An 18,551-nucleotide genomic window follows, 5' to 3' on the forward strand; every position below is an offset into this window, starting at 1 on the left:
TTGTATTTCCCCCGTTCCCTTTAATGCTACCAAAATTATAACATATCAGTCTATTGCCTGCTTTATCACTTTATAGTTTGATCGTTTGAAAAGCATCTCTTAAAAGAGGCAATTTTTTAATATTACTTTCGGAGAAATGACTTTTAATATGATCATGACAAGTAAACAATAATACTTGTGAACTGTTACTAATTGATTCAATTAGTTGAAGTACTTTCTCTGTCCGATGTTTATCGAAATTGACAAAACCGTCATCAATGATGATCGGAAATGGATAATCTATATACAGTATTTGAACTAAAGCCAATCTCAATGCCGTATACAATTGTTCACTAGTCCCCCTGCTCAGCTCATCAGGTGTGAAACGCTGCCCAGAAACATGATCAATAACGATGCCTTCATCAACTTGAAAATGGAGACGGTTATACATATTATCTGTCAAAAATGCCAAATATTCTTGAGCTTTTTTTACAACCTTTGGGAACCTTTCTTTTATATAATTGTCCATCGTATTTTGTAAAATGGTTCTAGCAATTGAATATTTCGCCCAAATTCTTGCTTCTTCATTAAAGGATGACTTGAGATGATAAAATTGATGAAGCTTCTCTGAATAAGTGCCACCCTCCTCCAAAACTTGTATTTCATGGCGGAGAGCTGCGAACTCATTTTGTTGATTATGAAGCCATGAGTTTTTTTCTTCAAGCAATTTTGTCAACTCATTCATTCGCTGCTTCAATTCGATCTCAGATTTAAAGATCTCAGCTTTTTCTTTAAGACTATTTCCTATCTGAACATCCAGAATATCTAGTCGTTCCTTCAGCAATTTCGATTCATTATAAAGACTTGCTTTTCTTCGAAATTCCTCTTCGTCGTTTGTATGAGTAATCTTAAATAACTGGTCAATTTGAGATTGATATTCTTGAAGCTCTAGTTGTAATTGATCCCGTTCTTCATGAATTTCCGTACGACTTTCCAAAAGATCTTTTTGAATAAACTTTTTTTCTTGTTCCAATCTTAATAATTGTTTTAAACGAAATATTGTTTCACTCGTTTCGGTAAATTCAATACCAGCAGATTGAGCAAGTTCATTGAGTTTTTCCACCCATTGTTTTTGTTTAAGAACCTTTTCATTTACGTCCTTCTCTACCGTTTGTGATCCCTTCATTAGATTCATCAATTCCAATAATAAATCAAATGCATCATCAAGGCGTGTATCAGTAAAATAATGTGAAAGTCCCAATTCTTTTTTGAAGTTATTAATCTTGGATTGATTTTTTTCAATTAGATCAACGATTTCCTGCTTTTGAACATGAAGATACTTAATATTTTTTAGCTTTTGATCTAATTGGTGATCATGATTTTTTAACTCGTTTCGAAAATGCAATTGCTCATCATACAGTTGAACAGGGCTTCTTGCATTTTTACTTTCTGTTATTTTTTCAGTGATCCATTGAATACGGGCTTGTACTTGTTCTTTGTCATACTTAGTAGAATTTAGTTGTTTTATGAAGTTACTAAAATTTACAAGGCCATATACTAAAACAAATCCAGCAAAAACGGCAATCATCAATTCGGAAGAAAGAACTCCCCAAACAATAAATCCTGTTGAACTAAGGAGAATTATGCTATTAAGCAGCAAGGCTTTTTTCGTTTTTTTCAATCTATTTTCGTCTTTTATTATCGATCTCTCAAGTTCATCCTTTTCGTGCAATAATTGATTTGTATCTTTCCAATCTTTCTTTTCTTTTTCTAATTTCTTAAAATCTGTTTCGGGTAGTAAATTCAATTCTATTTTTTCACATGCAGCTTCTAATTTTTCCATTTCAGTTTGTGTTATATTCATTTGGTTTTGAATGCCGTCAAGCTTTGCACTTAACGTTGCTTTATCATTTAAGCTTTCTTTTATTTTTCCTTTCAGATCAAGCCCGAGATTTAAGGTTGGAATTATTGAATATTGCCCCTCAGAATAATTTAGTTCCCTATATATTCTTTTTGCTTGATCTTTGTAGTACGACACTTCCCTTTTTAGATTTACGATCTCAGACTGTAATTGTTCATATAATGGCCATTCCATTAACGCCTTTTCTGTTCTATCCAGCATCGTTTGAAACGTTTTTATAGGGGTATTTTCCTCGATTCGTTTATCGATTTCTGCAATTTTCTTATTGACCGCGATTAATCTGCTTGAAATCATAATGACTTTTTCAGATAAACGTTCATATCTAATTAATCCATCTGTAGGAAAATGGATGGGTCCTAACTCCTCTATGTACTGATGGATTCGATTAAATTCATTAATTCGATCCCACTTTTCTACTAATTCATACACAATTTGAAGTTCATCATTTAGTTCACCTATTTCATTTTGGAGATATGTCAATCGTTTCTCAGTCGTCTCTTTTTTTATAAGAATAGACCCGTATTCGGCATTCTTCTGCTTTGCCTTTTGTAAATTCTTCTCACTTTCACGCAACATATTAATTTTTTCATTTAATATGGGTTTTCTTCCACTCGGTTTAAAAAGCTGATCCAGTTCTCTTTGAAATGACTGTTCGACGTTTAGTAATATATCTGTCCCCATTGTTCCGGATGCTACTAAATAACGGCTAACTTCATCACCTTTTAATTTTTGTACTTCTTGAAGACCATCAAGATTAAAAGAAAAAATACTTTCGTACAATGAACGATTCATGCCATTTAATAATTCAGATAGAAGTTCTTCATTCCCTTTCAATCCATTTCCCAAAAATACAGTAACATCCCCAGCAGATTTTCCTTTTATCCGTTCGATGATTACTTCTCCATGCTCCTTTGTTTGTAACGTGAGCCTTCCACCGTATGCAGAGTGGTTTTTTGGTTCATAACGCAATGAAGACTGCTGCCTTGAAGGAAATCCAAATAGTATACTATGGATGAAGGACATGATGGTTGATTTTCCCGCTTCATTTTCTCCATAAACTATTTGCATATCGGATATATTATGAATGTAAAAATCGATTAACTTACCATATCCAAATATATGCAGACTTATTAACTTCAACCCCGACTCCTCCCTTCTCCCTCTCCTATTCTCAAAACAATTAATTCTTTAGCAGCATTATATAGTTCCTTTTTCTCCTCTTCATCGGGTTCGATTAAATAGCGGCTTCCATATATATGCGAAAACAAGCTTGATACTGTCTGCTCAAATACACCTTCCTCCTTCATGTCTTTGACAGTTGCATTCAGATTGTTCATGAAAGAATTCATCAATCCGGTACTAATACTATTCAATGTCCTGTGAATTGCGTAAGGCCAAACAAACATTTCCTGAAAGGTAATTCCATCTTGGAGCATCTCCAGAAATTCTCCGTTGCCTATTACTTGCTGGATTTCATTACTTAATTGATTTGAATAATGAAGAGTGAGAGCCACCATAATAGATTGTTGGTTAGTATCTTTCATTGTGTCTATTTCTTCCTTACATTTACTATAAAGTTCTGAAAGCGTATTGTTTTCGCGGCAATAGATGTCAACACACTCCCACTTAATAGTCGCTGTTGGAATATATGTCAGACTTGTTATCCCGTTTTTAAGTATCTCAACTTGATAACATCCTTTATCACCTTGTTCATTCCTATGTCTGCCTTGAATATTTCCCGGGTAAACAATGAAAGGTTGTTCATGTAAAACTTGTCTCATATGTATATGACCTAAAGCCCAATAATCCATTTCTTTTTGCAACAACTCTTGGATTGTAAATGGGGCATACGGCTGGTGAATGCTTTTCCCCCCTTCACAATGACCGTGTAGAAGCCCGATATGAAAATCAGCATTACCTATTTTTTGATAGTCTAAAATTTTCCGCTCGACTACGTGGCGTTCTCCGTAGCTAAAGCCGTATAAATGAACTTTATCCCCTCGCTTTGAAGTAAAAGGAATCATTTCAATTTCCTTACCGTAAATATGGACATTGTCCGGCATATCAAGCTTAATCCAATTTCCTTGTAAATGATCGTGATTACCGTGTAATATAAATGCGCTAATTCCTGCTTCATGGAGCCTTTCCATTTGTCTACGTAATCTTGCTTGCGCTTTAACGCTTCTATCCTCACCATCAAATAGGTCGCCTACTACAACAATAAAATCAACTTCACCTTTAATAGCGGAGTCAATTACTCTTTCAAATGCTGTAAAGGTACTTTCTTGTATATGTTTAAAAAGCTCTTTGGGAAAATGTTTTAATCCTAAAAAAGGACTATCTAAATGTAAATCTGCAGTATGTATAAAACGAATTCCATCCATTTGCATCCCTCTCACTCATCGAATGTACGTTCCTATTATTATACATCAATAGTCAGTAGGATGGAAGATGAAGCAAAAAAAGCTCTCACATTGGAGAGCTTTCATAAAAGTTTATTTTAATACATTGATTTTCTTCAAAAATTCAAGTTTATATTGCTTGCGAAAATGTTCTTTTACCATATATGCCACACCGTTGTCATTATTTGTTCTTGTGTTCCAATTTGCTTCGGAACGAACTATTGCTGGTGCATTTCCCATCGCGACTCCCAGACCAGCCCATTGCACAAGGGGAAGGTCATCAATTCCAGCACCAATTGCCACAACCTCGTCTCTTTTAATACCATATTGTTCACATAAGTATTTGACTCCATTTAACTTTGAGACTCCAGCTGCAACAATGTCAAGCCTCTTATCACCAACTTCTATACAGATAACCTCATCATACATTTCTTCAATCGCTTTTTTTGCATCAGATAAATTTCCTTTGTTTTCAAAAATAGCTTCTATTTTAGGAGGTGATACCGGCTCCTCTTGTAGTTTTTCACTAAGATGATCAACGTATTGCTCAGAATATGAAAAGCGGCTCGTTCTTTGAAATACAACCTTTGCTAATATATTTTCCGGCAACTTCACTTTATTCCCTAATGAGAATTGTTCATGCACAAGCTTAATTTGGCATGAAAATGATTCAAGAAATGTAGTTATTTCACTAGTAATTTTTTCATGTATCCTATTTACATATACAGGCTTATTTAATTCCTTTGCGATATATCCACCTTGGTGCGAAACGATGTGGTTATCAACTTTTAATGTTTTAGCCACCCTTTTCGCGGCCGGGAAGTTTTTGGATGTGGCTAATATGACTTTAATGTCTTTTGACTGTGCAAAATCAATTGCTTCACGTGTCATTTTATTTATGCGGCCATTATCCTGTAATAATGTACCGTCAATGTTTAATACAAGCATTTTATAAACCATGGTGTCCCCCCTTATCGTGCAAGATATAACATTTCTATCTTATATTTATGTACTTTGATTTGAGGATAGAACATGGTTATCAAAGAAAGCGAAAACGGCACTTCCCTTAGAAAGCGCCGCTTTTTCTTATCCATTCATAGATCCATATAATTCATCAAGTGGTTTCATAATGATTTTATTTAATTCATTGATCGCCATACTCATTCTTTGTTCAGCTTCCATTAACCTTGTCACTTTTTCATTTCCTTGGACTCGGTTGGCAATTTCCTGGGCTTCCATTACTTCATCCTCCGTAATATCCCGCCCTTCCATTTGCTTTTGTTGAAGCTGCATTTGTACATTTCGAAAAGCATCAAACATAGATTTTGCAACTGCATCATTTTCAACGGCGTCATACATACTTTTCAAATTTTGAAACTCACTGCTGTTTCTCAAAGCTTTTTCAAGCTCGTAGGCATAATCATACAAATTTGTAGCCATAAGGGTAAAACCTCCTTTCTCTGCAATATTATCATATTACGACGTTAACCAAACAATGATTCCTTGAATTAGGCCAATTGCACCACCGAGAATCGCTCCCAAGTACGTGATCATAACCAATTCCTTTTTCGCGATTGAGATAACAAGTTCTTCCAGACGCGGCAAGGAAAATGATTCGATTTGTTCTCTTATAATAGCCTCCACTTGAAATCTTTCTATAATTTCACCCGAACGCTGGGCTATATAAATCCCTGCTGACTCCAATATGCGTGGGGCAAGGGTTTCTTCAAGAGTGTCTCTAAATGGTAATATGAGTTCAGAAATATCCTGCTTAAGGAATTTTTCCGATTGGACAGTATCCTTAACAAACCTTTTTATATAAAGCAATAATTTCTCATCTTCCAATTGGTTTAGCATTTCACCTAATGGTTTGTTTTGTATTTTATTCCATTCAGACTCAATGACATTTATTAGCATTGCTTTTGTGCCAGCACTATTTAAAAATTTTATGATTTCAGGCTGCACTTTTTCAGCCAAAGAATCGTTTCCAATAAACATTTGAATCATGTTCCAAAGTCTTCCGCGACCTTTTAGAAAATCTTCAATCATTGTTTTTATTTTGTCCTTGCCTTCAGGACTGGAAAAATATTCGCTTGTTTTTTGAATAATTTGATCCGCAGCAACAGGTATCTTTTCATGTATGCTTCCTATCAATTCTTCTGGCATGATGTCATGTATTTCCCTTTGCCAAAATTCTTGTTTTATTGATACATATTTTTTTTCAATTTTTTTGTCAATAAATGAATTAACTTTTCCAAGCGGATTCCCAATATGGAATTTTTCTAATAGCTGCTCTAATGTTATTCCCTTTTTCAAAAAACTCTTAAGTTTTCCCGTAAACCAAGTTTCCATATCATTTTTAAATGTTTCTTCTGACAACTTTTTTTGTATGCTTTCAGGTGTTACTAAATGACTTACAACCAATTTCCCTATTTGGGCTGCTAGTTCATTTTGCCGTTTTGGAATTAACCCTGGAGTAAAAGGTAGTTGCCGTTTTCCGATGAAAAATGTTTTATATGGACGAAATAACATTCTGATTGCTAAAAAATTTGTAAAACCACCAATGGCAGCTCCAATAAAAACCATAAATAATATTAACCATATTCCGTTTTGCATCTATATCATCCTCTCATGAATCACGTGTGAAGTGAAAACTGTTAAAATATAACATACTATTACGATTTGGGATACAAAAAGGATTCTTATTTTATAAAACAAATGGTGATTTTTTTGCTACAATAAATAGGAGGTGAAATTATGCTTCAACATTTCCAGTTCCGCACACTTTTTGACGAAAAAACGCTTCCAGGCTGGGTATTTTCTTTTTATTATCAACAAGTTAAATACAAAGGGATTTATCATTCAGATGGCAGCATTGATTGGCAATCCAAATCACCCGATGAAACGGATATTATGAATTTAGAAAAACATATACATGATTTAATGATTTATCATGTGTATGATCAATAATTTTACACAATATTTACCAAACATTAAAATGAATGTACCATACATCTTGCTTCCAAACTATTCGTAAGGAGGCTGATGGAAAATGAGTAAAGATAATAAAAAAGAACACCAATTTTTACCTGACACGCAATTTGAAGGAAGAGATCAAATGTATGTTGACGTAGACAGGATGGTAAACGAAGGGATGTCCGGTGGATCCGTTCATATGCGGGCCGATTCTACTAACATTGAGGAAGCCATTGATTTTTTCCCAGAAGATGAACCAAAAGAAATTTAGTAGAACCATGGTGGGCTGGCTTTATTGTCAGCCCTTCCCTATTCTAAAATTTATATAAAGAGGCGACACTATGTTCAATCGATTATTACAATTATATCCAAATGCGATATCGGCCAGTAAACCAATAGTTGATTCTAATTATTTTTGGTTAAGAAGCGATAATAACTATATTGGCATACTGAATGATGAAGTTTCCGAAAAAGAAAAAACTATATTGCGTGCCTTATTTCCGGCAGAAACGGATGAACTGCCTCCTCTTTCTATTATTGCCAAGGAATGGCGTGAGTTTTTGAAAAATGATGGTCAACTGCCAGCTACATATACTGAAAATATTAGATTTATCCATTTCTCAATTTCAGATATTCGTGACGAATTTCTTTTTTGTGAATGGGAAGAAGCAATGAAAAGTTTATTCTCAAATGAAGTGACCATCGTACCTTTTAATAGAAATCAAGGGGTTATTATCGAAGAACAAAGTAATATATCCATTACTGAGGAAGAACTTTTTTCTGCCATTCAAGCTTTTGAAAGTGATTTTTTCTTTAAAATTCATTTTTATATCGGTCGCTTTCAGGAAACAAATCTCTCATTGAAATCGTTATTTTCGTTAGAGCAATCCATGTTGGAATTGTCATTATCAGAACATCCTGAAGAAAGAATTTTCACTCGTGAAAAATTAATTCCATTATACTTATATCGTTTAATTCCACATTCAGAAGGTAGAATTTTGTTTGCTGATGTACATACCCTTTTAAAGGATGATATTGAATTAGCAGAAACAATAAAGACTTATATTGAAAATCAATCAAATGCCACATTAACCGCAAAACAGCTATTTATGCATCGAAATAGCTTACAATATCGAGTTGATAAATTTATTGAAAAAACAGGAATTGATATTAAATCATTCCACGGAGCGTTTTTTGCGTATTTAGCTTGTTTGCATATTGACGATATTTAATGCATCCTGCCAAAAATCTATCTTTTTTTTTGTGCACCCTGTCCATAGCCAATTGAAAGCGTATTCTGTAAACTATGAATTAAATACATTACTACTTTTAGGGGGAATTATAAATGGCAGAGTTGCGCTTAGATAGTATTTATAAAGTATATGATAACAAAGTTACAGCTGTTGAAGATTTCAATCTTCATGTTAAAGACAAAGAATTTATCGTATTCGTAGGTCCATCTGGTTGTGGTAAATCAACTACACTACGTATGATCGCTGGACTAGAAGAAATTACACAAGGTGATTTCTATATTGATGATAAAAGAGTAAACGACGTTGCACCTAAAGACCGCGACATCGCGATGGTGTTCCAAAACTACGCTCTTTATCCACATATGAGTGTTTATGATAATATGGCTTTTGGATTGAAACTTCGTAAAATGCCGAAAAAAGAAATTGAAGAACGTGTAAACGAAGCTGCAAAAATTCTTGGCCTAGAAAACTTCTTAGATCGTAAACCAAAAGCTCTTTCCGGTGGTCAGCGCCAACGTGTTGCTCTTGGACGTGCAATCGTTCGTGATGCTAAAGTATTCTTGATGGACGAGCCGCTTTCTAACCTTGATGCTAAGCTTCGTGTACAAATGCGTGCTGAAATCGCAAAGCTTCACCAAAGACTACAAACGACTACTATTTACGTAACGCATGACCAAACAGAAGCAATGACGATGGCAAGCCGTATCGTTGTTATGAAAGACGGAGTTATCCAACAAGTTGGTACTCCTAAAGAAGTATACGAAAATCCGGTTAACATTTTCGTTGGTGGCTTCATGGGTTCACCTGCAATGAACTTCTTTAACGGAAAATTGGAAGCTGATGGTTTCTTAGTTGAAAATAAAGTTAAAGTTGCTGTACCTGAAGGCAAATTGAAAATGCTTCGCGATCAAGGATATGTAGGAAAAGAACTAGTTCTTGGTGTCCGTCCTGAAGATATTCATGATGAGCCTGCATTCATCGAAGCTTCTCAAGGAACAAAAATTAACGTTAAGATTGATGTTGCTGAGCTTACTGGTGCGGAAACAATGTTATATGCTGCAATCGGTAATACAGACTTCATTTCAAGAATTGACGCAAGAACAATTGTAGAGCCTGGCCAAACAATCGACCTTGCTTTTGATATGAACAAAGCTCATTTCTTTGATATTACAACTGAACAAAGAATTCGCTAATATCCTTATATATCAAACCCCTGCCTAAAATTAGGCAGGGGTTTTTTAATGTAAAGGAAAGCATACTATTTTTAGAAAAATAATTTTATTGGTGAAAATTCCCTTAGAGATGCACGCATATTTTAATGTAAAAAAAATCATAATACAAAATACAAACGGATCATTTACCGATGGGTTAACTAAGATGGCACAGTTATTGTGCGCCGGTGCAATTCCGGCTAACCCAACCAATACTATATTTCACAACAAGGAGATGACACAAATGGCTAACAGCAATTCAAACCAACTTGTAGCTCCAGGTGCACAACAAGCTATTGATCAAATGAAATTTGAAATCGCATCTGAATTTGGAGTAAACCTTGGTGCGGATACAACTTCACGTGCTAACGGATCCGTTGGTGGGGAAATTACTAAGCGTTTAGTACAAATGGCTGAACAACAGCTTGGCGGTTTTTCTTCTCACTAACACATAATTTAATAATAATGGAAAAGCCCTCGGTGTAACCCGGGGGCAGTTTATTGTATTTCTTGTCTAGCTCTAGCACCTATCAACTAGCAAACTTCTTGTCTTTTTCCTACGATAAGTTAACATCAGGTGAAATTTGAAGTGCCAATTTCACTAACTCGTCCCTCGTCGTGTTTCCTTTATCTCAGTCAAAGGCCAAAAGAGGAACGTCGACTAAAACCGCCACGTCCTGTGGCGACGTCGACGGACCCGCATCCTGCGGGCCTGTACGTCGATGAGCAAGGTGCTTTCGCTTTTCCTACAGATTCACCATTTTACTAGGTACAATCCATTCATCGTATTGTTCTTCTGTTACATACCCCGTTTTAATTGCAGCCTCTTTTAAAGTTGAACCTTCTTTAAATGCAAGCTTTGCAATCTCTGCGGCTTTTTCATATCCAATGTAAGGATTCAAAGCCGTAACAAGCATTAATGAGCGATTTACATTTTCTTCAATAACGCCTACATTCGGTTCAAGTCCTTGTACACAGTTAACATCAAATGAAATCATTCCATCCGCGAGCAAATGAACAGATTGCAAGAAATTATAGATGATTACTGGTTTATAAACATTAAGCTCAAAGTTACCTTGGCTAGCACCAAACCCAATAGCTGCATCATTTCCAAATACTTGGACTGCAACCATCGTCAACGCTTCACTTTGCGTTGGATTTACCTTGCCAGGCATGATAGAACTACCAGGCTCATTTGCAGGAATGGAAATTTCGCCAATTCCACTTCTTGGTCCACTTGCCAACCAGCGGACATCATTGGCAACTTTTGTTAAATCAGCAGCTAATCCTTTTAATGCACCGTGAACGTATACAATTTCATCATGACTTGTAAGAGCATGGAATTTATTATCAGATGAAACAAATGAATATCCTGTTTGTTCTTTAAGCTGGTCTGCAACCATATCTCCAAATTTAGGATCAGCATTAATACCAGTACCGACAGCGGTTCCACCGATGGCAAGGTTAAGTAAATGCTCCGCACTTTCTTTGATCATTTTTTCACTTTTATCCAACATAGCGCGCCAACCGCTTATTTCTTGTCCAAGGGTAATCGGTGTAGCATCTTGCAAATGGGTACGGCCGATTTTGATAATATTCATATAAGCTTCTTCTTTTTTTAGAAGTGTTTGCTTCAACTGATCAATCGCAGGTAATAATCGATTGCTTATATCGTCATAGGCAGCTACATGCATAGCAGTTGGAAATGTATCATTCGAACTTTGTGACATATTAATATCATCGTTCGGATGGATTTTTTCATCAGAACCTTGTTCTTTTAACAGTTCATTTCCACGTCTTGCCACAACTTCATTCACATTCATATTTGATTGTGTACCACTTCCTGTTTGCCATACTACAAGTGGAAAATGGTCATTAAATTTACCTGCCAATACTTCATCACATGCCCCTGAAATAGCAGATGTTTTAGCAGCTGATAATTTCCCTAGTTTATTGTTGGCAACAGCTGCTGCTTTCTTTAATTGAGCAAACGCTCTAATGACTTCAATTGGCATTTTCTCGTTGCCGATTTTAAAATTTTCTTTACTTCTTTGTGTTTGTGCTCCCCAATATTTGTCTTGGGGTACTTTTATTTCACCTATTGTATCTTTTTCAATGCGATATTCCATATGTATAGTCCTCCTATTTCTCATTTACACAATTTCTATTTTCTCATAATTAGTAAGAATTTTCATCCACTAACATATAAAAAATCAGGGTCCGATGTCCGGCCCCTAATTTCCAAATTTTTTAAATATGCCCTTCAATTTTTCTTCAAACTTCTTAAGATTACCTTTGCCTTTTTCGAGCTTTTCTTTCCACTTCTCAGCTTCTTTTATCATTTTTTCATCAAAATCATTAAGTTTTTCTTTAATTGATTTGTCCTCTTGTTGCTGTTTAAGATGGTCATTTATTGATTTTGTGTCAAAACTTACTTTTTCGACATATGGAAGGGCTCCGCTCATTATGGCGCGGAATATCGGTACTACTGTATCCCCACTTTTACCTTTTAGATAATGTGTTCTATCAGTAATATCATAACCTAGCCAAACCGCTCCGACCAAGTTGGGGGTGTACCCAACAAACCATTGGTCTTTTGTTCCTTCGGTTATATCTGTAAATGGGAGCTGTGTTGATCCCGTTTTACCGGCAATTGTGTATCCGTTAATTTGTGCGTTTCTCCCCGTCCCTGATTCGACAACATTCAACAACATCGATGTCATTTCTTCAGCCGTCTTTCGGTCCGTAACCCTTGTTTTTTTAGGTTTCACTTCAACTTCTACGTTACCGGTAGGTCCAACAATCTTAGTAATAATATGACTTTGCACCCTCTGCCCACCGTTTGCAAATACCGCATATGCTTCCGCCATTTGTTTTGGAGAATATCCCGTTTTTGTTCCCCCAAGAGCAAGACTTAAATATTTATCATCATCCTGAAGGGGAAGTCCAAATCTTGCAACAGAATCAATGCCTTTATTAAGACCAATCTCATTCAACAGCCATACTGCAGGAACATTTAATGAATCTTCGACAGCTTCGTACATTGGAACCTCGCCAAGATATTGGTGGTTATAGTTTTTTGGCTGGTAGCCATCATATGACAAATCTTCTTCATCTTTAAGTTTTGCGTGCGCTGTATAGCCATTCTCTAATGCAGGAGTATAGACAGCTAATGGTTTCATGACGGATCCTGGTTGTGCCGTTAATTGCGTGGCCCTGTTATAAGCCCGAAATGTATGCTCCCCTCTCCCGCCTACAAGTGCTCTTAAACCACCCGAGGCTGGATCAAGAAGAACCGATCCACTTTGAGCCAATGTCCCATCACTGCTTACTGGAAAAAGAGAATCATTCTGAAAAACTTTTTCCAAGGAAGATTGGAGATTTTGATCCATTTCGGTGTATATTTTATAACCTCTCGTTAAAAGTTCATCTTGAGTGTAACCATATAGATTAATTGCTTCATTAATCACTGCATCGACATAATAAGGATATTTCCCTTTTAAAGGATCTCCACCTTTATTATTAAGTACTATCTTTTCAGCAATCGCTTCTTTATACTGTTGATCTGAGATAAAGTTAAAGTTTTTCATTTGACCTAGAACAACATCTCGTCGTTTCGTTGCACCTTCATAATTTTTGTAAGGATCTAATGCTGAAGGTCGATTTATAATCCCTGCAAGCATCGCTGCCTCACTTAATGTAATTTGTTCTACATCTTTCCCAAAATATTTCTTTGATGCATTTTGTACTCCCCATGCTCCGCTCCCAAAATATACTTGGTTCATATACATTTCCAAAATCTCATCTTTTGAAAATGTCTTCTCCATTTCAACTGCCAAGAATACTTCTTCTAATTTTCTTTTATATGTGCGCTCAGGTGATAAAAGTGCTACCTTTGTTAATTGTTGTGTAATCGTACTCCCGCCCGCACTGATTCTTCCTGCTTTTAGGTTTAAAAATACCGCTCGAAAAATCCCTTTCACATCAAAACCTTTATGTTCTTTGAAGCGATGATCTTCTATTGCTATAATCGCATTTTGCAAATTCTTTGGGACTTTATCAATGGATACACCTTCAATCCTATTCGCTGATATTTTACTCGCTTCGTCCCCATCTTTATCATAAATAATAGTCGATTGAGAAAGACCTTGCTTTAATGATTCAACATTTGCGGCACTTGCTAAATACGCAAAATAACCCATAACAAATAGGATGGATAATGATAAAAGCAAGATGATAATTTGGTTAAGATGAGCTCTTTTCCAAAATTTCCAAATCGCTTCTTTTACTAATACAAGATATTTCATCATAAACTCACCACTTTCGCCACCTTGCAACTATTATATAATATACGTTTTTTAAAGACTAATCTTTATTTTTTTCGTAGAAAAATTAAAGACTAATCTTTATTTTTTTCGTAGAAAAATTAAAGACTAATCTTTATTTTTTCCCTAGAAAAATTAAAGACTAATTTTGAAATTTTAATTACAAAAAAAACAATCTTAGAAAATCGCCGTTATTATGGCGTTCTAAGACTGTTCCCAGTAAATAAAATTACATTTCTTTTTTTAATTTATTGATTTCATCGTCCATTGCTTTCAAATACATATACACAATTTGTTTCGTTTTGTCATTCGCTTCGATCACATCCAAATGTTGCATGCATTTCCGTACAACTGGGTGGGTCATTTGCTTTTTAACAATTTCTCCATGCATATACTTCACCCCATTATAATATTTAATGTTTTGAAGCAATAATCTATATTTAGAGGCGTTAACGGCTCTCGATGTATATAGCCATATTATGTACAGAACTTGTCTGAAAATTGGTAATATGGAAGACATAAAGAGAAATATCACTATTTATAGATATTATTATAAACTACGAATTCAAATAAATGTATAGGCCTATATTCGTGGATTTTCGGATGTGTATCCCACTGAAAAAGAACTATTTTGTATATTTTTAAAAAAATACTTTTTATAAATCAAAAAGAATCTTTACTAATTCAATAAATTGGCGATAATAAAGAGAGATAACAAATAATTCTTTCATTTACAAATTTTATAAAACAAATAATAAGCTAAATATATACATTTTTGCCACTAGATAGATTTTTGGGAATATATTGGTATAATAGAATTGAGGTGAAGTGATGGATCAGCTTAAATTAGATATTATTTCCTATATGGAATCAAGACAAGAAAGTATTTTTGAACGCTGGAAAGAAAAAATCATCGTTCCTGAGCATGACCGTGAAGCAATGATTAAAGGCGGTCAATTATTATTTAAAGTTATGCTCCACGCCTTTTCTTTACCTAAAAAAAATCTTGAATCTTATTTAATGTTGACTGCTGAAAATGCTGAGGCAAAAAAAATATATAAAACTTCAAATATTAGCTATATAATTTATAATGCTAACATCATAAAAAATGAATCACTTATTGAAATTGCTCAATATCGTGCAAATTGGGAAGACGTCAAACCTATTTATATCAAATTTTCAGATATCATTGATCAATTTTTATTTAACATTACTAATTTTTATAACGAAATAAAAGATGAAACAAAGCAATTAACCGAGGAAAATCATGAGGAAAGATTAACATTATTAGGGCAAATGACATCAAGCTTTGTACATGAATTTAGAAATCCATTAACGACCATCCATGGTTTTGTGCAATTATTGCGTTCAGAAAATCCGGAACTGCCATATATGGATATTATTTTAAATGAGTTGGAGCAATTAAAGTTTAGGATTACCCAATTTTTAATGTTATCAAGGAAAGAAGTCCTTAACCATGAAATTACATTATTTTCATTAAATGATTTACTTGATCAAATTGCATCTTTTATCTACCCAAGACTTCTTGAAGCTAATGTGGAATTAGAAAGAGAGCTTGAGGACAATTTATACGTAAACGGATACATAGAAGAAATAAAACAAGTTTTAATTAATATTATTTTTAATGCTATTGATGTATTATCTGAACAGATGAAGGCTTCCGTTATTAAAATTAAAGGGTTTAAGACTGATGACGAATCCATCGTTTTACAAACCTCAAATACAGGTCCAAAAATTCCTGAGCCATTATTAAATACAATTTTTAATCCTTTTGTAACAACAAAAAAGACAGGGACGGGACTTGGTTTATTCGTTTGTAAAGAAATTATCGAAAAACATAATGGAAAACTATCTTGTACCTCAGATGATGAGTGGACAACATTCACAATAAAACTGCCACCGGCAAAAAATCAAGAAGTTGAAAAGCAAAATACTATGCAAGACTAGAGCGGAGGGAAATTAAACCCCTCCGCTCTATATTTCCATTCTCCAAATGGTGTTTTTATTAAGCTTTGTTTAATAGAACCAAGCTGCTCCTACAATGATTAATAAGATAAACAATACTACGATCAACGCGAAACCACCAGCAGCGCCAAAACCTCCGCCATAGCCGCCGTAGCCGCAGCCTCCATAGCCGCCCCATCCGAACATCTGCCTCACCTCCTAATTCAAGTGAGTAAAATCACTCTTGCACAATAGTCTATTCATGAATCCAAAATGTGTATGGACGTTTTCAAAAAAAGTGGATTTTTTACTCATTCCGAACTTTTAGTTATAATGATAACTAATGTAGTTAATTGTTTGAAAGGGGTACGGCCTTATATGAAATCATTAGTTTTAGCCGAAAAGCCAAGTGTAGCTCGTGATCTTGCCCGCGTACTTGGTTGTACAAATAAACAAAAACATTATATTGAAGGTCCAAAATATATCGTGACTTGGGCTCTTGGGCATTTAATTGAATTAAAGATGCCTGAGGATTATGACACGAAGTTTAAAAATTGGAATATGGATGACTTGCCAATCCTTCCTAAAAAAATGGAATTAAAAATTATACGGCAAACAGCTTCGCAATTTAAAGGGATAGAACATCTAGCAAAACGCAACGATTTAAAGGAGCTTATTATTGCAACAGACGCGGGGCGTGAAGGAGAACTTGTTGCTAGATGGATACTTGAAAAAATCCGCTGGAAAAAACCTGTTAAAAGACTTTGGATATCGTCACAAACAGATAGAGCAATTAAAGACGGCTTTACTCATTTGAAGCCGGCTAAACAATACGATGCTCTTTACGAATCAGCTGTTTGTAGAGCTGAAGCCGATTGGCTCATTGGATTGAATGTTACGAGAGCACTTACAACAAAATATGATGACCCATTATCGGCTGGGCGTGTTCAAACTCCTACCCTCTCAATGATTTTAGAAAGAGAAAAAGAAATACAAGCATTCATCCCAAAGGAATATTGGACGATCCAAGCAAAAATTGGACTAATGACAGCATCATGGCATCAACATAATGAAAAAAGACTTTTCAATGAGCAGAGAGCAAACGAAATATTACAAAATGTAATGGGTCAACAGGCCATCATTACTTCTGTTGATAAAAAGGAAAAAAGTGAACAACAACCACTCCCCTATGATTTAACAGAATTGCAACGAGATGCTAATCGGCGATTTGGTTTTTCAGCCAAAAAGACATCGAATGTTCTTCAAGCTTTATATGAACAACATAAAATTGTTACGTATCCGAGAACAGATTCACGTTATTTAACGACAGATATGGAAAGTACAATGCACGGCCGCGTACAAGCATTGCAAAATTCTTATAAAGAAGAATGCAAACCTGCTATTCAAAATAAAGGCAAAGTTTTGGCTAGAAAAGTGTTCAATAATGAGAAGGTGACGGATCATCATGCCATAATTCCGACTGATGAGCGACCAATAATGGCAAATTTATCATCGGATGAACGAAAACTATATGACATAATAGTCCGAAGGTTTTTGGCATTATTTTATCCCTTATATCGATATGAAACAATACATGTGTCTTTCAAAATTGGAGAAGAAACCTTTTCAACGACTGAATCCAGCATTAATGATTTGGGCTTTAAAGCTGTTACAGGAAAAGGCGACGAAGAAAATCATCATGCACAGCGACTTACCGACTTGCGAAAAGGGCAAGAATTCACAGTCAACAATGTTAATAAAGATAAAAAATTGACTGAACCGCCCCTACGATATACAGAAGCTGATTTGCTTTCGAAAATGGAAAAATACGGGCTTGGAACCCCTGCGACTAGAGCGGATATTATCGAAAAACTTCTCAGTTCTGAAACAATTGATCGCCAAAACAACCGTTTACATCCAACCCCAAAAGGAAAGCAATTGATAGAATTAGTGAATGATGAGCTAAAGTCACCTGAGCTTACTGCGAAATGGGAAGCTGATTTAGAAGCAATCGCAAGAGGAAGCGGCAAACCAGAGGCTTTTTTACAAAATATTCGAAATCAGACGACTCACCTCGTTTCAGAAATTAAGAAAAGCGATAAAAAATATAAAGCACATAATTTAACAGGCTCGAAATGCCCTGAATGCGGAACACTCATGAAGGAAACGAAAGGGCGTGATGGACGTATCCTTGTATGTTCAAATCGGGAATGTAATTTCCGAAAGCGGAAGGATCCGAAAGTTTCCAACAGGAGATGTCCTCAGTGCCATAAGAAAATGGAAATTCATTCCGGAAAAGCAGGAGCCTATTTTCAGTGCCGTCGATGCAATCTTGTTGAAAAAGCTGATCAAAAGAATAAGAGCGTAAGCAAAAAAGAGGAACGTCAATTACTAAAGAAATATTCCGGAGAAGAAACATTCGGAAATAGTTTGGCCGATGCGTTAAAGGCGGCAATGAAGGATAACGACTAAATTGTGAATCCAGATTCAAATGTTGAATCTGGATTCTTCTTTTTTCA

The 18,551-nt window shown here is 35.3% G+C and carries 15 protein-coding genes and 1 pseudogene; 7 read left to right on the top strand and 9 right to left on the bottom strand.

All coding sequences use genetic code 11. The annotated features are described in order from the left end of the window. Nucleotides 1-70: 70 nt before the first annotated feature. The 5 genes from NQ185_RS05350 to NQ185_RS05370 form a co-directional block, all read right to left on the bottom strand. A complete protein-coding gene (locus NQ185_RS05350) occupies nt 71-3,040 on the bottom strand; it encodes an ATP-binding protein (protein WP_257580543.1) in 2,970 nt (989 codons plus the stop codon). After that, nucleotides 3,037-4,284, bottom strand: coding sequence for a metallophosphoesterase family protein (locus NQ185_RS05355; RefSeq protein WP_257580544.1), 1,248 nt, complete (start codon nt 4,282-4,284; stop codon nt 3,037-3,039). The genes NQ185_RS05350 and NQ185_RS05355 overlap by 4 nt, the downstream gene beginning before the upstream one ends. Nucleotides 4,285-4,395: 111 nt before the next feature. After that, nucleotides 4,396-5,262 carry a Cof-type HAD-IIB family hydrolase gene (locus NQ185_RS05360; protein WP_257580545.1) on the bottom strand — a complete coding sequence of 289 codons (867 nt, stop codon included), beginning with the start codon at nt 5,260-5,262 and terminating at the stop codon, nt 4,396-4,398. 126 nt (nt 5,263-5,388) lie between these two features. Beyond that, nucleotides 5,389-5,742 (bottom strand): YlbF/YmcA family competence regulator, encoded by a 354-nt coding sequence (locus NQ185_RS05365; RefSeq protein WP_257580546.1) that lies wholly within the window; start codon nt 5,740-5,742, stop codon nt 5,389-5,391. Nucleotides 5,743-5,778: 36 nt separating this feature from the next. Then, entirely contained in the window at nt 5,779-6,918 is a 1,140-nt protein-coding gene (locus NQ185_RS05370; protein ID WP_257580547.1) for a DUF445 domain-containing protein, read from the bottom strand. Between the two features lie 141 nt (nt 6,919-7,059). Between NQ185_RS05370 and NQ185_RS05375 the strand changes: the two genes are divergently transcribed. The 5 genes from NQ185_RS05375 to NQ185_RS05395 all read left to right on the top strand — a co-directional run bounded on the left by NQ185_RS05375 (nt 7,060) and on the right by NQ185_RS05395 (nt 10,190). Further along, nucleotides 7,060-7,272, top strand: a complete 213-nt coding sequence (locus NQ185_RS05375) for a DUF5342 family protein (RefSeq protein WP_257580548.1) — start codon at nt 7,060-7,062, stop codon at nt 7,270-7,272. 82 nt (nt 7,273-7,354) lie between these two features. Next, nucleotides 7,355-7,549 carry a hypothetical protein gene (locus tag NQ185_RS05380; protein WP_257580549.1) on the top strand — a complete coding sequence of 65 codons (195 nt, stop codon included), beginning with the start codon at nt 7,355-7,357 and terminating at the stop codon, nt 7,547-7,549. A 70-nt stretch (nt 7,550-7,619) separates the two neighbouring features. Then, nucleotides 7,620-8,510: a PucR family transcriptional regulator gene (locus NQ185_RS05385; RefSeq protein WP_257580550.1), complete on the top strand. Its 891-nt coding sequence runs from the start codon at nt 7,620-7,622 to the stop codon at nt 8,508-8,510. A gap of 113 nt (nt 8,511-8,623) precedes the next feature. Next, nucleotides 8,624-9,724: an ABC transporter ATP-binding protein gene (locus tag NQ185_RS05390; protein ID WP_257580551.1), complete on the top strand. Its 1,101-nt coding sequence runs from the start codon at nt 8,624-8,626 to the stop codon at nt 9,722-9,724. A 262-nt stretch (nt 9,725-9,986) separates the two neighbouring features. Next, nucleotides 9,987-10,190 (top strand): alpha/beta-type small acid-soluble spore protein, encoded by a 204-nt coding sequence (locus NQ185_RS05395; RefSeq protein WP_257580552.1) that lies wholly within the window; start codon nt 9,987-9,989, stop codon nt 10,188-10,190. 298 nt (nt 10,191-10,488) lie between these two features. Here NQ185_RS05395 and fumC read toward each other — a convergent pair whose 3' ends face one another. The 3 genes from fumC to NQ185_RS05410 all read right to left on the bottom strand — a co-directional run bounded on the left by fumC (nt 10,489) and on the right by NQ185_RS05410 (nt 14,458). Next, on the bottom strand, nt 10,489-11,871 hold the full coding sequence (gene fumC / locus NQ185_RS05400; protein ID WP_257580553.1) for a class II fumarate hydratase: 1,383 nt from the start codon (nt 11,869-11,871) through the stop codon (nt 10,489-10,491). Between the two features lie 105 nt (nt 11,872-11,976). Next, nucleotides 11,977-14,049, bottom strand: a complete 2,073-nt coding sequence (locus NQ185_RS05405) for a transglycosylase domain-containing protein (protein WP_257580621.1) — start codon at nt 14,047-14,049, stop codon at nt 11,977-11,979. A 247-nt stretch (nt 14,050-14,296) separates the two neighbouring features. Further along, the gene (locus NQ185_RS05410) at nt 14,297-14,458 is read right to left on the bottom strand and encodes a hypothetical protein (RefSeq protein ID WP_257580554.1); all 162 of its coding nucleotides are present in this window, start codon (nt 14,456-14,458) and stop codon (nt 14,297-14,299) included. 440 nt (nt 14,459-14,898) lie between these two features. Between NQ185_RS05410 and NQ185_RS05415 the strand changes: the two genes are divergently transcribed. Continuing rightward, nucleotides 14,899-16,035 (top strand): ATP-binding protein, encoded by a 1,137-nt coding sequence (locus NQ185_RS05415; protein ID WP_257580555.1) that lies wholly within the window; start codon nt 14,899-14,901, stop codon nt 16,033-16,035. A 69-nt stretch (nt 16,036-16,104) separates the two neighbouring features. Here NQ185_RS05415 and NQ185_RS20135 read toward each other — a convergent pair. Then, a pseudogene (locus tag NQ185_RS20135) lies at nt 16,105-16,182 on the bottom strand (YjcZ family sporulation protein); the annotation flags it as partial. Nucleotides 16,183-16,410: 228 nt separating this feature from the next. Here NQ185_RS20135 and NQ185_RS05425 point away from each other — a divergent pair. Then, the gene (locus NQ185_RS05425; RefSeq protein ID WP_257580557.1) at nt 16,411-18,504 is read left to right on the top strand and encodes a DNA topoisomerase III; all 2,094 of its coding nucleotides are present in this window, start codon (nt 16,411-16,413) and stop codon (nt 18,502-18,504) included. Nucleotides 18,505-18,551: the final 47 nt, after the last annotated feature.

The sequence above is a fragment of the Lederbergia panacisoli genome (assembly GCF_024626525.1).
Taxonomy (GTDB): domain Bacteria; phylum Bacillota; class Bacilli; order Bacillales; family Bacillaceae_C; genus Lederbergia; species Lederbergia panacisoli.

What these genes read in the sequence shown, in the direction of transcription:
- fumC (WP_257580553.1), bottom strand. Translation starts at nt 11,871, where the DNA reads ATGGAATATCGCATTGAAAAAGATACAATAGGTGAAATAAAAGTACCC.
- NQ185_RS05405 (WP_257580621.1), bottom strand. Translation starts at nt 14,049, where the DNA reads ATGAAATATCTTGTATTAGTAAAAGAAGCGATTTGGAAATTTTGGAAA.
- NQ185_RS05410 (WP_257580554.1), bottom strand. Translation starts at nt 14,458, where the DNA reads ATGCATGGAGAAATTGTTAAAAAGCAAATGACCCACCCAGTTGTACGG.
- NQ185_RS05425 (WP_257580557.1), top strand. Translation starts at nt 16,411, where the DNA reads ATGAAATCATTAGTTTTAGCCGAAAAGCCAAGTGTAGCTCGTGATCTT.
- NQ185_RS05355 (WP_257580544.1), bottom strand. Translation starts at nt 4,284, where the DNA reads ATGGATGGAATTCGTTTTATACATACTGCAGATTTACATTTAGATAGT.
- NQ185_RS05385 (WP_257580550.1), top strand. Translation starts at nt 7,620, where the DNA reads ATGTTCAATCGATTATTACAATTATATCCAAATGCGATATCGGCCAGT.
- NQ185_RS05375 (WP_257580548.1), top strand. Translation starts at nt 7,060, where the DNA reads ATGCTTCAACATTTCCAGTTCCGCACACTTTTTGACGAAAAAACGCTT.
- NQ185_RS05390 (WP_257580551.1), top strand. Translation starts at nt 8,624, where the DNA reads ATGGCAGAGTTGCGCTTAGATAGTATTTATAAAGTATATGATAACAAA.
- NQ185_RS05360 (WP_257580545.1), bottom strand. Translation starts at nt 5,262, where the DNA reads ATGGTTTATAAAATGCTTGTATTAAACATTGACGGTACATTATTACAG.
- NQ185_RS05370 (WP_257580547.1), bottom strand. Translation starts at nt 6,918, where the DNA reads ATGCAAAACGGAATATGGTTAATATTATTTATGGTTTTTATTGGAGCT.
- NQ185_RS05395 (WP_257580552.1), top strand. Translation starts at nt 9,987, where the DNA reads ATGGCTAACAGCAATTCAAACCAACTTGTAGCTCCAGGTGCACAACAA.
- NQ185_RS05380 (WP_257580549.1), top strand. Translation starts at nt 7,355, where the DNA reads ATGAGTAAAGATAATAAAAAAGAACACCAATTTTTACCTGACACGCAA.
- NQ185_RS05415 (WP_257580555.1), top strand. Translation starts at nt 14,899, where the DNA reads ATGGATCAGCTTAAATTAGATATTATTTCCTATATGGAATCAAGACAA.
- NQ185_RS05365 (WP_257580546.1), bottom strand. Translation starts at nt 5,742, where the DNA reads ATGGCTACAAATTTGTATGATTATGCCTACGAGCTTGAAAAAGCTTTG.